Here is a 16257-nt window from a genome sequence, read left to right on the forward strand (position 1 = left end):
TGAACCAGATTGACGCTTGCCGTTGTGATTCCGGCCCGATAAGTCATTTGCTTGAGACGGGTGGCAATCTTAGCCGGAGACAGTCAGAGGTGGAGCCAGCTGTGTCGACGCAGTTAGCTGGCGTTTTGTGCCAGGTTACTGCGTGGGACGACTTTGGAGACTGGCGGGTTAAGCCAGGCTTCAAAGCGAGCTGGAAGCCCGCCTTATGGCTGGAAGCGTTCCCCATAGCAGGTGGAACCTCTGACTGACGCAGGCGGCAAGCAATAAAAAATAATTACAAGGAGGAATCGGGATGACAGAGACGACGGAACAGCGATTAGCGCAAGGGTTGACCGTTGCGAAAATGTATTATCAAGCTGACCAGAGTCAAAGCCAGATTGCCCAACAGCTGGGCATCTCGCGGCCGACCGTCTCCCGCCTCCTGCAATTTGCTCGTGAACAAGGATTGGTGCGGATTCAGATTGTGGACCCCGTGCAGGACGTGCAAACGCTGGAACAGGCGTTGACCGCGGCCTATCACGTTGAGGTTCACGTGGTCCCGACTCAGTTGACCGCCAACGCGGAATTGTTGAATACCGTTGGGTCGTACGCGGCCCGCTACCTCGAAGACATCGTGCAGGAACACGACGTCATCGGGATCGGTTGGGGGAAGACCATTTATGCCATTGGGTCTAACTTGGCGCCGGACACGTTAACCGGTGTTGAGGTGATTCAGCTCAAAGGGAGCGTGAGTTATTCCACGGAGCACACGTACGCTTATGAAAGCATTGACGCCTTTGCCAACGCTTTTCACGCCGTGCCCCAGTACTTACCGTTGCCGGTTATCTTCGACCACCAACAAACTAAGGAATTGGTGGAGAAGGAACGACACATTCAGTACCTCCTCGAGCTGGGTGAAAAGGCCAACATTGCCATTTACTCGGTCGGCACCGTCCGTAATAACGCGTTAGTCTTTCAGCTAGGGTATTTGCGCGAACCCGAAAAGGCCGCGCTGCAGGCCCATGCGGTGGGGGACATTTTCTCCCGGTACATTGACGAAAATGGTGAAATCGTCGACCCGCAGCTGAATGGGCGGACCATCGGCATCAATTTGGCAAGCTTAAAGCAAAAGGAACACTCGATTCTGGTGGCTGCGGGGGATGCGAAAGTCCCAGCCGTCAAGGCGGCCTTGTTAGGCGGCTATCCGAATTGTCTGATTATCGATCAACACGCAGCAGCACAACTACTGAAAGTGTCACCCAATGCGGTGGCCAATTAGAAATGGAGTGGCTGAAACATGAGAATGGTAGACATTATTGATAAGAAACGTAACGGTGGCGAATTAACCAAGGAAGAAATTCAAACCTTCGTTGACGGTGTCGTTTCCGGTGAAATTCCAGATTACCAAACCAGTGCCTTCTTAATGGCAACGTACTTCAACGACATGACGGACGCCGAACGGTCTGAATTGACCATGGCCATGATGAAGTCCGGGGACCATTTGGACTTATCCAGCATTCCTGGCGTTAAGGTCGACAAGCACTCGACCGGTGGTGTCGGGGATAAGACCAGTATTCCGTTGGCCCCAATCGTGGCCGCACTGGGCATTCCCGTGCCGATGATCTCTGGCCGGGGGCTGGGTCACACGGGTGGCACCTTGGATAAATTGGAAGCGATTCCAGGATACCAAGTTGAAATCAGTGAAGACGACTTCAAGAAGCAAGTTAAAAATGAAGGCTTAGCCATTGTCGGCGCTACCGGGAACATTGCCCCCGCCGACAAGAAGATCTACGCCTTGCGTGACGTGACCGACACGGTGGACTCCATTCCATTGATTGCCAGCTCCATCATGAGTAAGAAGATTGCTTCCGGGACCGACGCCTTAGTGATCGACGTCAAGACCGGGGCCGGCGCCTTCATGAAGACGCTGGATGATTCCCGTGAATTGGCCAAAGCCTTAGTTGGGATCGGTAAAGGGGTCGGCATGAACTGCATGGCCATCATTTCCGACATGAACCAACCATTGGGGAATGCCATTGGGAACGCCTTGGAAATCAAGGAATCTATCGACTTACTGAAGGGCCAAGCACCCGCTGACATCACGGACTTAGTCTTGACCTTAGGTTCTCACATGGTCGTCATGTCCGGCAAGGCCGACGATTTGAAGACGGCCCGGGCAATGTGTGAAAAGACCATCGAAGACGGTTCCGCACTGAAGAAATTCGGTGACATGATTGCGGCTCAAGGCGGCGACCGGAACGTCATTGATCATCCAGAAATCATGCCACAAGCCAAATACAAGATCCCACTGCCAGCCAAGACGGACGGGGTCGTTAGCAAGGTCGAAGCCGATGAAATGGGTATCGCCGGGATGTTACTCGGTGGTGGCCGGCAAAAGGCTGACGACAAGCTGGACTACGCGGTTGGTATCATGATGAACAAGAAGGTCGGCGATGCAGTCAAGGCCGGCGACACCTTATTGACCATCTACAGCAACCGAGAAAACGTCGATGACATCAAGCAGATGCTCTACGATAACATTGAAATCAGTGACTCAGCTGAACCAATCACGCTGATTCACGAAACGGTTCGGTAGTCGAATCGTTGGCTTCATCTCCAAAAAAGACCAACTGGGTTTTGCGCCTGGCTGGTCTTTTTGTATGGCCATCGTTATAACTGACCGCCTTGCCAGTTACTGTGCCCGCGGCTGTCAGGGGGTCCGCCTGCCATGGCGGACGCTTCCAGCTCGGGGCGTCCTTCCACAGCGTTCCAACCTAGAGTTTCACGTAACGGTAGGCGGACCGATTTAAACGGATAAGACAGTCACTAAATATTTTTTGAAAAACTGGTGAAATATCAGTGACACGGGGGCCAATATTGTTTACACTTTAGGTTAACTAGAGATTGGAAGCGAGTCGGTCGTGGCCGCGACCGGGAGAATGCCCAGTGCTTGTCGACTGACGACCTTTAGCGCTTGTCACACTCATCTTGACAGTTAGGGGATGTTACCGTCATGCTGGACAACTTATTAACGGTTATTCGCGAAGAAAACCTTTCGGAACAGCTTTATCACAGTTTGGTTGGCTTGGAAATCGAGGAGCAGCGCATCGATCAGCACGGCCGGTTGAGCCGCCGCCCGCATCCCAGTCAGCTGGGGTCACGGACCTTTCACCCGTATTTACAAACGGACTTTACGGAAAGTCAGTTGGAGGTCATCACGGATCCCAACCCCAATATCGGCGGGACCTTGGATCAGCTGGATACCTTGCAAACGGTGGCGTATCGGTCGCTAGAAGGCGATGACCGCATCTGGCCGCTGAGTATGCCGCCGGTCATGGACGCGACCGACCTGCAATTTATTGCCGATCACTTTGACCGTCCCGCGATTCGACCATACCGCGAGTATTTAATCCAAAAATACGGCCTACAACACGGCTGTTTGACTGGCGTGCACGTGAACTACAGCCTGCCAGATCCCGTGGTACACCGGCTATACAGTCACTACACCCAAGAATTTTCGTCACTGGTTGCCTTTAAGAATGCCCTGTACTTTCGCATCGCCCAAAACTTCGTGCGCTACCAGTGGTTGTTGACCTATCTATTTGGCGCTAGTCCGTTGGCGGAAAAGGGATTCTTTGATCCAATGCCCCCAGAATTAAAGCGCCCGGTCCGCAGCATTCGCAACAGTCGCTTTGGTTTCGTCAATTTTGCCAAGGAACAGGTGAGCTACACCTCGTTAAAGGCCCATTTGAGCCAGCTCCAGCAGTTTATCGACGATGGGACCTACTTCTCGGCTCACGAGTTTTACGGCCCCGTACGGCTCAAGGGACAGGCTAACGCCCATGACTTTCAAACGGGCGGTATCCGTTACCTGGAGCTGCGCGATTTCGACAACACGCCGTTCACGCCCAACGGGGTCAGTCGGCACATGCTGTATTTCTTGAAGATTTTCATGCTGTACCTGTTGACGCAACCTGAACCGGCGGATTTAGCCACCGCCCTGACCGAAGCGCGGGCCAAAAACCAAACCGTGGCGTTAGAAGACCCGTTGACCCCGACTGCCTATCAAGCAGAAGGGTCGCGCATCTTTGCGGAAATGCGACAGATGGCCGAAGCGCTGGCGACGCACACGGAACAGTGGGAAATCATCGATGACTTAGAAGAGGTTTTGATGCACCCAGAGTTGACGCCGGCGGCCAAGTTGCTGGCGCACGTGGAACAGGGCAGTCTGATGAAATTCGGTCAGGCCGTTGCCCGCAAATGGTACCACGACCGCATCAGCGCCCCAGCCTTGTTGCCACAACTTGCCCAGTTGAGCGACCAGGCGCAGCGGTTCATCTTGACGGCCTTGCAAGCCGGCGTGCAATTCTACCAGGTCCGCGATGAAAATGGCGCCGACCTATTGATGTTCACCTTTGATGGGGTGACCCAGGTGCTAGAGGACCGCGAAACGCACGTGGCGGACCCCAACGCCCGCCTGCGCCAGCTATTCCCCGACCTACCACCATTGCCGACACCGTTACATTACTAAAAGGTGAGCCTAATATTGGCGAAACCAGGCGCCTGCGTCAGCCAGGGTTCCACCTGCTATGGGGAACACCTCCAGCCTGAGAAGCGGTCTTCCGGTTCGCTTGAAAGCCTGGCAAAGACCGCCAGTCTCCCAAGTCGTCCCACGCTGTAGGCTGAGACAAAACCTCAGCCAACACCGTCGACACAGCTGGCTCCACCCTGGCTGCCTCCGGCAAATTGATGGCTATCAGCAACACTGTGTTAATTAAATAGCAGTCGTCAATGTAGCTATCATCTGGGGGTTGGGTTGGGCGACTGGCATACCTTACTTAGCTGAGAGTTCGCATTGCGAGGCTGAGAACGAATATTTTTAACGTTATGAGTCGCATGATAATAATGGTTCCAGCTGATTTTCGTCTTTCGGGCTTCAGTTATGAACTATAAATAAAAATCCTCTTGCTCGGTTTAAGCCGGGTAGGAGGATTTTTGGGTTATGAATTTTACACAACGGCAGGCGACCAGCGTGAATAAATCGTGATTACTCCACAGTCGGATGGTGTTGGTGCCAGTAGTAGACGGGTAGCCCAATCAAGGTCAATGCCAGCCCCGTTACGGCCAAGCCAGTTTCGGTGACCAGGGTGGTAACCAGGATGAAGAGGCCTCCCAACAAGGCAATCAACGGAATCACGGGGAACCCGGGTACGCGATACGGCCGTGCTAATTCGGGTTCTGTCCGCCGTAGTTTGAACACGGCAATGAAAATCAGACAGTTAAAGCACCACATGACAAAGACCAACATGTCCGTCAGAAGATCAAAGCTGCCCATCAGCATCATGATGAGGGCGATGATAAACTGAACGGTTCCCGCAAAGTAGGGGACGTAGGTCCGCCGAGATAAGCGTCGGAAGTATTTGGAAAATGGCAGGCTGTCCTCTGCGGCCATGGCGAAGGGGACCCGCATTCCGGTCAACGTGTAGCCGTTGATGGCACCGTAGACGGAGATGAGGATACCAATCGTGACCAATTTACCGCCAAATTGCCCGAACAATTTCATGGAGGCATCGGCCGCGGCATTTTGATTACCGGCAATCAGGTCGATGGGCAGGGTCTTCAAGAAGACCAGGTTGACCAACGTGTAAATGATGGTGATGCCCGCCAACCCAATGACGATGGCCCGCGGTAGGTCGCGTTCGGGGTGTTTCATTTCGCCGGCAATGTTTCCAATGCTGATCCAGCCGTCATAGGCAAACATCGTTGCCAACAGGCTGGAACTAAAGGCGGTGCCCCAATTGAGGTGGTCCCCGGTGGTAATGGGCCACCACTGAATCGGGTCGTTGGCCGGCGCAAAGAGGCCGATACCGACAATGACGATGATGGGGATCAATTTAAAGACCAAGGCCGCCGACTGCACAGAACCGCCCACCTTGGCGCCCAAGAAGTTCAGTCCCGTGATACTCAGACCACAAATGATGGCCACCGGGAGCTGCCAACTGCTGCTGAGGTGAAATAGGGCAACCCACTGTGTCCCAAAAATGATCGACAGAGCCGCGATATTGGCGGGGTAGTAGACCAGTAATTGCGCCCATCCCATCAAGAAGCCCACGGGCTTGCCGTAAGCATATTCCAGGTAGCGCATGGCGCCCCCAGTGCGCGGGATTGCGGCGGCCAGCTCGGCACTGGTCAGACCAGCACAGATGGTCAACACTCCCCCGAGAATCCAAGCCAGCAGCGTCATATTGGCCGAATGGTTAGCGGCCACGACACTAGCAGTCTTAAAGAATACCCCGCCGCCGATCACGGTTCCCATGACGGTGGCCAGGGCGGTAAACGTGCCGATTTCTCGGCGTAACTCTTTTGCCAAACTCTTGACGCCTCTCTTCTCTCAAATGACTGATTCAACTATTATAGCACGGATTTTTGGGTGATGTCGGTGGGGAGCGTGAAATTTCCCTGAGAATTAGATTGGGTACAATTTAGTGCGTAAGGGATGCGTTAGTTTTGACCCTGAGTCGTTTAGCGATTAATGGGTGATAGGTGAGGGAGGTTGTTGGACCATGTTCGTCTTGGTACGCAAGTTGATGCTGCGTGATGGGGGAAGTGGGGGGCGAACGGTAGGCGGCCAGGATAACTTATGTTGCCAAAAAAATCCGCCACCCAGAACTGGGCAGCGGACGAGATGATGCTCGAATTAATTGTCAGAAAAATTCTAGTGGAATGCCATGTTCAACAGCAGAACAATCAGGATACCCACGATGGAAATCACAGTTTCCAGCACGGTCCAGATGCTCAGCGTTTGCTTAACCGTCAAATCGAAGTATTCCCGGAACATCCAGAAACCGGCATCGTTCACGTGAGAAGCGGCTAAGGAACCGGCACCAATGGCCAGCACCATCAAGGCTGGGTCAACACCGGATTGCGCCATCAATGGGGCAACAATCCCGGCAGCGGTCAATGCGGAAACCGTGGCAGAACCTAAAGCCACCCGCAGAACCACAGCGACTAACCAACCTAAGATCAGTGGGGACATGTTGGAATCGATAAAGAGTTTAGCAACTTCTTTACCAACACCACCGTCGATGAGGACTTGTTTGAAGGCCCCACCACCACCGATAACTAACAGCAGCATGGCGATTGACTTAACGGCATTTTCCAAAGTAGCCATGATGTCAGCGGTCTTACGTTTCCGACCCCAACCCATGGTAAACATGGCAACCATCAGGGAAATTAACATGGCGATGGCTGGGTCACCAATCAGGGCCACGATTTGGTCCAACATGGTGGCGTTCTTGGTAGGGGTAGCCCCACCGTCGACCGTCATCTTGTAAATGGTCGTGATGGCCATCAAGATAACAGGGAAGAGGGAAGTTATGACGGATAAGCCGAAGCTAGGGGCTTCAGAAGGCTTGAAGGTCTTGACTTCACCCAAGGAAGACAAGTTCCCTTTTTGTTGAAAGGCAGTTGGGGCAAATTTTTGGGCCAACTTCGTAAACAGTGGTCCGGCAACAATGGCGGCTGGAATCGCGACCACTAAACCGAACAGGAGGACCTTACCATCATTGGCGCCCAAGACTTGCGCAATGGCAACTGGGGCCGGGTGAGGTGGTAAGAACCCGTGGGTAACAGACAAAGCGGCTGCCATGGAAATCCCTAAGTACAGGATTGGCACATCAGCTTCAACGGCGATGGCAAAGACGATAGGAATTAACAGAACCATTCCGACTTCGAAGAATAACGCGATCCCAAGAATAAAGGAAGCAAGCATAATAGCTAATTGAAGGCGTTTCTTACCGAATTTGTCGATCAGCGTGGTGGCAATCACATAGGCCCCACCGGCGTCGGCAACTAACCGACCCAGCATGGCCCCGAAACCGAAGACTAAGGAAAGTTCACCCAGTTGGCTCCCAATCCCAGATTCAATCGTCGTGGCGATCTTGGTGAGGTTCATGCCCAACAGCATGGCTGTTAGGACAGAAGTGAGAATCAGGGAAACAAACGTATTGATCTTGAACCGAATAATGAGGACCAATAGGAAGATGACCCCGATAAGTAAAGCTAGAAGTTCCATAGGAAGTAAGCCCTTTCATATAGTTAATTTTGAAAAGCCAACGTGAAAGCGTTGGCTTCTCAATACTTTGTACACACATTGTACTAGACTAAGTGTGGTTTGTACACAATTTACTCGCGAAAAATTAAATTTTTTATTTAGTTTCAGAAAAAACTAAACCGGCTAACTTATTTTTTCGTCTTTGCGTGGACGTGGGTCCGTTGATACTCAGCGATGTTCTTGTATTCTGATTGTAATTGCCGACTCAGGCGAATGTAAATCGGAACCAAGGCACGGTAAGCATCGTAGGTTTCTGGGTTCGGGTGGTGGACGTTAGCGACTCCGATGAAGTTCTTCACAACGGAGAGATCATCGATCAGACCTAACGCGTACATCCCGAGCGTAGAAGCACCCAGCGCTGTCCCTTCAGGACTTTCTGGAATCGTGACGTCTTGTTCAAAGATGTCCGCCAACATTTGGCGCCAGAGTTCTGAACGGGCGAAACCACCAGTTGCTTGAATGCTAGTTGGCTTGCCAACGACTTCTTCGAGGGCCAACATCACGGTGTACAGGTTGTAGACAATCCCTTCGAGGGCTGCCCGCACCATGTGAGCCCGTGAGTGGGTCCGCGTCAAACCGAAGAATGAACCGCGGGCGTTAGCGTCCCAGATAGGGGCCCGTTCGCCACCTAAGAATGGGTGGAAGATCAGGCCGTCGGAACCAGCTGGCACCTTAGCGGCAATTTCGGTTAAGAGGTCGTAAGAGTCAACGCCCATTTGTTCAGCGGTCAGCTTTTCAGGTGCGAAGAGTTGATCACGAACCCAACGGAAGACGATTCCCCCGTTGTTGACAGGGCCGCCAACTACCCAGTGGTCTTTGCACAGGTAGTAACAGAAGACCCGGCCTTTAGGGTCGATCTTCGGCTTGTCGGTCACGACCCGAACGGCACCAGAAGTCCCGATGGTCACAGCGACCACGCCTGGCTTAATGGCGTTAACCCCTAAGTTGGCGAGGGGACCATCGGAAGCACCCATGATAAAGGGAGTTTGTGGGTCCATACCAATCACACCGGCGTAATCTGCGTTCATGCCAGTGATTTGGTCAGTTGTGTCGACCAATTTTGGTAATTGGTCACGGGTAATCCCGGCAACTTCTAAGGCTTGGTCGTCCCAGTCCATCTTAAAGATGTTGAACAGACCAGTGGCATTGGCAATCGAGTAGTCTTCTTGGAGTACACCGAACAGACGGTATAAAACGTATTCCTTGATTCCGACGAACCAGCGGGCTTGCTTGAACAAGTCAGGTTGGTCATTGCGTAACCAGATTAATTTGCTAAGTGGCGTCATTGGGTGAATTGGTGTCCCGGTCTTTTCGTAAAGTTGCTTACCCACACCGTTTTCACGTAATTCATCCGCGTACTTCACCGCACGGTTATCAGCCCAAGTAATTGCTCGGGTCAGCGGTTTGTGGTCTTCATCTAACAGAATCAGACTGTGCATGGCAGCGGAGAAGGAGACACCTTGAATCTTGCCATTCTTCAAATCTGCCTTGCGCATTACCGTGGTTAACCCATCGATCATTGCGGAGAAAATCTCATCTGGATCTTCTTCGGCCATGTCGGGCACATCTTGATAGAGGGGATAAAGGTTGTTTGAATAACCTTGCATCTGACCCGCAGTATCATAAAGTACGGTCTTGACACTGGTAGTACCAATATCGACCCCAATCATGTAGTCCATAGAGCTCTTCCTTTCGTGTCGCTAATTAAAAAGTGTTATTTGCCAGCCTTGTCCATGGCGTGGCCACCAAAACCGTTACGTAAAGCAGAAACCACTTTACCAGTGAAGGTGTCATCTTGCATAGAACGGTAACGCATCATCAAGGCCAAAGCGATAACTGGCGTTGGCACGTGGCTGTCCAAACCTTCTTGAACAGTCCATTGACCTTCACCAGAAGCGTGCATACGGCCAGCGATCTTTTCAAGTTCAGGATCCTTGGCAAATTGTTCTTCGGCCAATTCCATGAGCCAGCCGCGGATAACAGAACCGTGGCTCCAAACCTTGGCAACGGCTTCGTTGTCGTAGTCGAAGTCAGAAGCTTCAAGCACTTCAAAACCTTCGGCGATGGCTTGCATTTCACCGTATTCGATCCCGTTGTGGACCATCTTCAAGTAGTGACCTGAAGCGGCACGACCGGTGTAAAGGTAACCGTCTTTTTCAGAGATATCTTCGTATAATGGACGAAGCGTTTCGAAGGCTTCCTTGTTGTCCCCACCGATCATGAAGTTACCGTGTGAACGTGCGCCTTCCATACCACCTGAAGTCCCACAGTCAAAGAAGTCGATGCCTTTGGCCTTTAAGAGGTCGTTGTGACGAAGAGAATCCTTGTAGTAAGAGTTCCCACCATCGATTAAGATGTCGCCCTTACCCAGCAACGTGCTTAATGATTCGATCGTGGAATCGGTTGGCTTGCCGGCTGGAACCATGACCCAAACAATCTTAGGTGAAGGTAACTTAGCAACCATATCTTCTAAGCTATCGGCGCCTTCAGCACCTGCAGCAACTGCCTTGTCAACAAAATCTTTGTTTAAATCATAACCAACGATTTCGTGGTTGTGATCCATAGCGTTTTCTGCAAGACTAAGACCCATCTTACCTAAACCAATTAATCCGAGTTTCATGAAATTAATCTCCTTTGCATGATGCGAAATTTTTCTGACAACGCTATTATATGTAAAAAAGTTTCACTTTTCAAGGCTTTTGATGTAAAATGTTTACAAAAAGTGAAATAACGCAGCAAAAGGCTGCTAGAAAGGGGGCGGCAACCATCGCGCGTTCAACGATTGGCAAGATCCGGGGCACCTATGATCAATTATCCCGGACGGAAAAGAAAGTTGCCCAGCTCGCATTGGACAATCCGGGAGTCGTCAGTGAGATGACCATCAAAGAACTGTCGAGTGCGACCGGTGTTTCCACGGCCACGATTTCGCGGTTCGTCAAACGCATGGATTATGCCAACTATCGTGAGTTTACCATGGCACTGGCCCATATGGCGATTGAAGACGCTCCGCAAGTTAGTTCATTTCCTGAACTCGATGAGGGCGATTCGCTGTCGACCATTGCCAACAAGACCTTTCGCTACACGATTCATTCTTTAGAAGCGACCAATGAGGCGCTGAGTGAACACGAGTTGGCGCGAGCCGTCTTGAAATTGATTCACGCCAAGTCCGTGACGTTCTTTGGGCTAGGTGGGTCATCGATTGCGGCTCTGGATGGCTACCATAAGTTTTTACGAACCTCACTCAATGTGGCGTTTTATCCGGATTATGATATTCAACTGATGCAGGCGGCCAAGCTCGGCCAAGACGACTGTGCCATCATTATTTCCCACTCGGGACGGAATCACGAGACGCTAAACATTGCCGATGAGCTAAACAAAAATGGCGTCACCATCATTGCCATCACCAGCTACAGTGGCTCGCCGCTCGCTCAGGCCGCCGACGTTTCCTTCCTATCACTAACGGACGAGGTCAATTATCGTTCGGAGGGGATGTACTCCTTGATTTCACAGCTGGCGATTCTGGACAGCCTGTTCATGATGACGGTCTTGCGGATCTCGTCGCGAACGGACCAAACGCTGACCAAGGTGCGCGACGTCATCGAACAGACCCGCCATGAACGGTAAGGCGGCCAGCACCGACTGTATAATAGACAACTATTTCCGTAAAATAGATGAGCCACCAAATTGCTTGGTGGCTCATTTTTCTTTAAGCTTTTTTAGGGGATAGGCATGGTATAATAGATGATATTCTACAGACTGAGGAGAAGTGGTGAGTGACGGTGAAGCGACGTGAGGTTCAACCCATCTATGAGAATACGTTTCATCGTCGGCACCATCGCCGGTGGTGGGTCTTGTTGGGACTGATTGTCGTGGCGCTTATCGCGGGTTTTGGCTGGACGCAGTGGCAGGCCCACCAAAAACGGCAGTTGGCCAATTATCCGATTCGCGGTGTGACGGTCAATCAGGACAGTGGTTACCTGGACTATCAGCAGTTGGCTAAACACGTTCAGTTCGTGTATTTGCAAGCCACTTCAGGAGCCACGTACACCGATGACGACTTCAGCGATAACTATTCTCGTTCTCAGGGGGCCAGCGTCAAAGTCGGCGTTGCCCACACGTTTAGCTTTACCACGTCCGCCAACCGCCAGTACCGGCATTTTCACACGACGGTCGGGCAAAATACGGGGACGCTCCCAATTATGGTGGCCGTGAACTATTATGGTAAATATAATAGTAGTAATGTCGATATGGCCAAGCAAGGCCAAAAACTGAAGAAGCTGGTCAGTGAGCTCGAATGGTATCATCAGGGTGTGATCATCTTGGCGACGCAACAGGTGTTGACGCAATTCGTTCGGCCGGTCTTACCCGCACAAGATTATTGGGTCACCGGTGGCAAATTAGCCGGGCACAGCGCTCAGGTCAAGCTGATCGCATATGACACGGATGGCAGTGTCACCCAAAATGGTCAGAGTCTACCCGTTGTGCGCTCCGTGTTCAACGGCAACCAGCACGCTTGGCAGAAGTTCGCGGCCAATTAGTTGAGAGGAGATGTTAACATGGCGGTTAATATTTTTGATCACGAGGAATTGATGATCACGGTGTTGAATCAATTAGCCGACCGTGCGCATTTGGAATCGGTGGCGTTAGGCCTCTTAACGGCCCGTCTGTCAGCGGCAGAAGGTCAGGCCGTGATGGACTTCATTGCCGAAAAGCAGGTGAAACAGCAACCCCTCTCGCAACAAGCGTGCGCGGACCAAGTTTTAAAGATCAAGCCGGATATCGAAAACGCCTTGGTGTTCGTGCAACGATTAAAACGTGCTGCGACGGCGGAAGAGTGCTTCCCGGACGTTTTAAATGCATAACGCAATAGACAAAAAATGAGCCTGGGACAAAATCCCCAGGCTCTTTCACTTCACCTTTATCTAGCTGAAACGTGCGCCAAAAGGCAGCCGGTTTCGCTTAAACCTGATAACCAAACAATCCAAGATCGGGATTATTTGGTTATCAGCCTTAAATGCTCGCCAGCTAATCGCCTTTCGTCCCACTCTAAACACGTTAGTTTTCGTTAGGGTGGTCTGGCTTAGCCGTCAGCGGCTGCATGGCGTAGGTGCAGTCGTCGGCTTCATCGAAAAAGGAAATTGGTTGACGTTCATTGGCGTGAATCGTCAGATGATAGCCGAACTTATCCTGAAATGTCAGTTGTTGTTCATTGAGGTCTTGAACGCGGACCTGTAGTTGGTGGTCATCGATTTGCACGTCAAGATTAGGACTAATTTCTAACCGGTGGCGCCGCTGGTTGTGGGGGTCAATGAACTGCCACGTCCCAACGTAGAAGAGTGGCGACGTGCTTGGTTGTGGGTCTTTCTTTTTGCGCAACGAAAAGCCGCCAGTCAATCCGGCAACCAGTGAAATTCCAAATAAGGCGATGTCTCGACCTTTCACCGGTAATCCCTCCCTTGAATTAGTTTCTCCTTTAAATATAACATTTTTAACCGGAAAAGCCGCAATATTTCCCCTGGATTTTGGGGAAAATTAATTCTCTGGCTATCGTCCAGGGAAGGTGCCTGGTAAAATAAGGATTGCCCCGCTTAGTGGTGGTTTCGGTTTAGCTATACCAAATTTCAAAATCGGGGAGCGGTAACGACCGGGACGAACACGGATGACCGATTGCGCACAGAAGTGTGGTACTCTAAAAGTGGTCTAGTGAATTTTTGACGTTAAGTATTAAATAGGTAATGAAACAATTTGGAGGGATTTATATGATTCGCATGGGAACGGTTGGCACCAACTGGATTACCCAACAGCTGGTCGAAGCCTTGGCCCTCAGTGGTCAGTACGAATTGGCCGGGGTGTACTCGCGGCATCAGGATACGGCGGAGGCATTTGCTACTAAAAATCACGCCCAAGCTAGCTATACCAATTATGAAGATATGTTAACGCAGGCCCAACTGGACGTCGTGTATATCGCCTCGCCCAACAGCCTGCATTTCAAGCAAGCCATGGCCGCCATCGACCACGATATTGACATCGTGGTGGAAAAGCCGGCCTTCAGCAATCGCCAGGAAATGGTGGCCATTCAAGCAGCCTTGGCGCAACATCCCCAAGTGAAGTTCTTTGAGGCGGCGCGCCACGTGCATACGCCCAACTTCCATGCCTTGGAAAAGGCCTTGTTGGGCCTGCCACTGATCCAGGGGGCATCGCTGACCTACATGAAGTACTCGTCGCGCTACGACCTGGTCTTGGATGGCGAAGTGCCCAACGTCTTCAGCCGCCAGTTCTCCGGAGGCGCGTTGCAGGATCTGGGCGTTTATCCGATCTACTTGGCGATTGCCTTGTTTGGCCAACCGGAACACGTCCAGTACTACCCGACACTGATTGCGACCGGCGCGGACGGCAAAGGGGTCGCCATGTTGCGGTACCCAGGCTTTGACGTGACCGTGTCCTTTGGCAAGACCAGCAATTCGACCGCAATTTCTGAAATCTACGGTCTGAAGGAAACCATTGCGCTGGATAGCGCCGGTGAGCTGACCCACGTCGAGGAACACGCGGCTTCCGGTGTCGTGCAAGACCTGAGTGCACCGGACCTAGCCAACCCGATGTTGCCAGAGGTCCAAGACTTCGCGCGGGTGTTGTTGGCCCCGGATGACCCACAGAACCAAGCAGACTACCAGCGTTGGCTACAGTGGAGTCTGACCGTGAACCAAGTGCTTTACAGCCTGCGAGTGAGCGCTAACCTGCGTTTCCCAGCTGATGAGAACGACTAGAAAGGAAACAGCATGTTAAAACAATTTGAAAAACATTTTACAGAACTCGGTTACCAGGCACCAACCGCTATTCAAACGGCAGTGTACGACGCCATGGTCGGTGACCAAAACGTCTTGGGGTTGGCCCCGACTGGCTCCGGTAAGACCGTGGCCTTCACGCTGCCGGCCTTAGCCAATCTCCTCCCCGGCGATGGCACCCAGCTGATCGTATTGGAACCGTCCCAGGAGCTGGCCATTCAAACCAGTCGCGTCATGCGCGATTGGGGCAAGTTGTTGGACCTCAAGGTGGTCGCTTTGACCGGGGGTGCCAATGTCAAACGCCAAACCGAACGCCTGAAGAAGCGTCCGGAAATTGTGGTCGGCACCCCGGGGCGAGTCTTGAATCTGGTCAATGACCGCAAACTCAAGTTACACTTGGTCTCCATGCTGATCGTCGATGAAGCCGATGACTTATTGACAGGCGACACGTTGGACACGGTGCGCGAGATTGCCCAGTCCACGCCGGCCGATGTTCAGTTGGGCTTCTTTTCCGCCACCGACACGCCAATTCTTCACGAGCTGGATAAATGGTTTGGCCAAACGGTCGAACGCATCGATGTTCGTGAGCAGGACAAGACGCAAGGGGTGGTGCGCCACGGCTTGCTGCAAGTGGGGATGAACAAGCGTGACCAGATGCTGAAACGGTTGCTCGCCATGCCTAATTTCCGGGCGCTGGTCTTCTTCAAGCAGGCCAGTACTTTGCGGAAGACGGCGACGCGCTTTTACCACGACCACGTGTCCGCAGCGGGTTTGACCAGTGACCTGCGGCAAGTCCAACGGGAAAAGGCACTTCAAGACTTCCGGCAGGGGCGGATCCGGTTGCTGCTAACGACGGACGTGGCGGCACGGGGGTTGGATATTCCCAAGTTGCCGGCCGTCATCAACTATGACTTACCCGATAAGGTCAACGAATACGTCCACCGGGTCGGGCGGACCGGCCGGATGGGCGAACCAGGACAAGTGATCAGTCTTGGCGACGACCATGACCTGCGGGATTTGAAACGCCTGCTCAAGGACACGGACTATGACCTGGTGCCGCTTTACTTCAGTGGCCGTGGATTGACGACCGAACGGCCCACCGCAGCGACGGTCAAGGCCAACGAAACGGCTAAGGCGGTGCGCACGACGACCACCGCAACGACTAAGCCGCAACCGGGCGCTACGGCAGCGCCTAAGTCGGGGACCCAGGCGAGCGTCAAGGCAACAGCCAAGGCGGAGAAGCCGAACCCCAGCAAGAAAAAGAAGCACAAGAACCGCCACACCAAGAACAAGGGGATGCGCAAGAAGTGGCGGGACCGCGACGCGCAGAACTAGTCCTTTACAATTTTCGAGATCCGTGTGAGAATGATAAGCGGATCTTTT

General features: G+C 52.3%; 13 protein-coding genes. 8 read left to right on the plus strand and 5 right to left on the minus strand.

From position 1 onward, the window contains the following. The first annotated feature begins 292 nt into the window (after positions 1 to 292). The 3 genes from LKH74_RS08610 (at position 293) to LKH74_RS08620 (ending at position 4510) form a co-directional block, all read left to right on the plus strand. The gene (locus LKH74_RS08610; protein WP_287708262.1) at positions 293 to 1258 is read left to right on the plus strand and encodes a sugar-binding transcriptional regulator; all 966 of its coding nucleotides are present in this window, start codon (positions 293 to 295) and stop codon (positions 1256 to 1258) included. A gap of 18 nt (positions 1259 to 1276) precedes the next feature. Next, the gene (locus LKH74_RS08615; protein WP_135368152.1) at positions 1277 to 2575 is read left to right on the plus strand and encodes a pyrimidine-nucleoside phosphorylase; all 1299 of its coding nucleotides are present in this window, start codon (positions 1277 to 1279) and stop codon (positions 2573 to 2575) included. A 417-nt stretch (positions 2576 to 2992) separates the two neighbouring features. Beyond that, positions 2993 to 4510, plus strand: coding sequence for a gamma-glutamylcysteine synthetase (locus LKH74_RS08620; RefSeq protein ID WP_287708263.1), 1518 nt, complete (start codon positions 2993 to 2995; stop codon positions 4508 to 4510). A 516-nt stretch (positions 4511 to 5026) separates the two neighbouring features. Here LKH74_RS08620 and LKH74_RS08625 read toward each other — a convergent pair. The 4 genes from LKH74_RS08625 to gnd all read right to left on the minus strand — a co-directional run bounded on the left by LKH74_RS08625 (position 5027) and on the right by gnd (position 10712). Then, the gene (locus LKH74_RS08625; protein ID WP_287708264.1) at positions 5027 to 6349 is read right to left on the minus strand and encodes an APC family permease; all 1323 of its coding nucleotides are present in this window, start codon (positions 6347 to 6349) and stop codon (positions 5027 to 5029) included. Positions 6350 to 6694: 345 nt separating this feature from the next. Further along, entirely contained in the window at positions 6695 to 8053 is a 1359-nt protein-coding gene (locus tag LKH74_RS08630) for a gluconate:H+ symporter (protein ID WP_287708265.1), read from the minus strand. Positions 8054 to 8220: 167 nt separating this feature from the next. Next, positions 8221 to 9771 (minus strand): gluconokinase, encoded by a 1551-nt coding sequence (gntK, locus tag LKH74_RS08635; protein WP_287708266.1) that lies wholly within the window; start codon positions 9769 to 9771, stop codon positions 8221 to 8223. A 35-nt stretch (positions 9772 to 9806) separates the two neighbouring features. Beyond that, entirely contained in the window at positions 9807 to 10712 is a 906-nt protein-coding gene (gnd, locus tag LKH74_RS08640) for a phosphogluconate dehydrogenase (NAD(+)-dependent, decarboxylating) (protein ID WP_135368147.1), read from the minus strand. An 89-nt stretch (positions 10713 to 10801) separates the two neighbouring features. On the opposite strand from gnd, the gene LKH74_RS08645 reads away from it, so the two are divergent. The 3 genes from LKH74_RS08645 to LKH74_RS08655 all read left to right on the plus strand — a co-directional run bounded on the left by LKH74_RS08645 (position 10802) and on the right by LKH74_RS08655 (position 12954). Then, entirely contained in the window at positions 10802 to 11716 is a 915-nt protein-coding gene (locus tag LKH74_RS08645; RefSeq protein ID WP_135368146.1) for a MurR/RpiR family transcriptional regulator, read from the plus strand. Between the two features lie 149 nt (positions 11717 to 11865). Further along, the gene (locus LKH74_RS08650) at positions 11866 to 12630 is read left to right on the plus strand and encodes a GH25 family lysozyme (RefSeq protein WP_287708267.1); all 765 of its coding nucleotides are present in this window, start codon (positions 11866 to 11868) and stop codon (positions 12628 to 12630) included. An 18-nt stretch (positions 12631 to 12648) separates the two neighbouring features. Beyond that, positions 12649 to 12954: a hypothetical protein gene (locus LKH74_RS08655; RefSeq protein WP_287708268.1), complete on the plus strand. Its 306-nt coding sequence runs from the start codon at positions 12649 to 12651 to the stop codon at positions 12952 to 12954. A 193-nt stretch (positions 12955 to 13147) separates the two neighbouring features. Here the strand turns inward: LKH74_RS08655 and LKH74_RS08660 are convergent, their stop codons facing one another. Continuing rightward, entirely contained in the window at positions 13148 to 13534 is a 387-nt protein-coding gene (locus LKH74_RS08660; protein ID WP_135368144.1) for a DUF4828 domain-containing protein, read from the minus strand. Between the two features lie 317 nt (positions 13535 to 13851). On the opposite strand from LKH74_RS08660, the gene LKH74_RS08665 reads away from it, so the two are divergent. Next, positions 13852 to 14856: a Gfo/Idh/MocA family protein gene (locus LKH74_RS08665; protein WP_135368143.1), complete on the plus strand. Its 1005-nt coding sequence runs from the start codon at positions 13852 to 13854 to the stop codon at positions 14854 to 14856. Between the two features lie 12 nt (positions 14857 to 14868). After that, on the plus strand, positions 14869 to 16209 hold the full coding sequence (locus LKH74_RS08670) for a DEAD/DEAH box helicase (protein WP_287708269.1): 1341 nt from the start codon (positions 14869 to 14871) through the stop codon (positions 16207 to 16209). Positions 16210 to 16257 lie beyond the last annotated feature (48 nt).

The organism is Levilactobacillus sp., assembly GCF_022646225.1.
Taxonomy (GTDB): Bacteria; Bacillota; Bacilli; order Lactobacillales; family Lactobacillaceae; genus Levilactobacillus; species Levilactobacillus suantsaiihabitans.

Coding starts and splice junctions, on each gene's coding strand:
- LKH74_RS08615 (WP_135368152.1), top strand. CDS start 1,277: ATGAGAATGGTAGACATTATTGATAAGAAACGTAACGGTGGCGAATTA.
- LKH74_RS08620 (WP_287708263.1), top strand. CDS start 2,993: ATGCTGGACAACTTATTAACGGTTATTCGCGAAGAAAACCTTTCGGAA.
- gnd (WP_135368147.1), bottom strand. CDS start 10,712: ATGAAACTCGGATTAATTGGTTTAGGTAAGATGGGTCTTAGTCTTGCA.
- LKH74_RS08665 (WP_135368143.1), top strand. CDS start 13,852: ATGATTCGCATGGGAACGGTTGGCACCAACTGGATTACCCAACAGCTG.
- gntK (WP_287708266.1), bottom strand. CDS start 9,771: ATGGACTACATGATTGGGGTCGATATTGGTACTACCAGTGTCAAGACC.
- LKH74_RS08655 (WP_287708268.1), top strand. CDS start 12,649: ATGGCGGTTAATATTTTTGATCACGAGGAATTGATGATCACGGTGTTG.
- LKH74_RS08670 (WP_287708269.1), top strand. CDS start 14,869: ATGTTAAAACAATTTGAAAAACATTTTACAGAACTCGGTTACCAGGCA.
- LKH74_RS08630 (WP_287708265.1), bottom strand. CDS start 8,053: ATGGAACTTCTAGCTTTACTTATCGGGGTCATCTTCCTATTGGTCCTC.
- LKH74_RS08645 (WP_135368146.1), top strand. CDS start 10,802: ATGTTTACAAAAAGTGAAATAACGCAGCAAAAGGCTGCTAGAAAGGGG.
- LKH74_RS08610 (WP_287708262.1), top strand. CDS start 293: ATGACAGAGACGACGGAACAGCGATTAGCGCAAGGGTTGACCGTTGCG.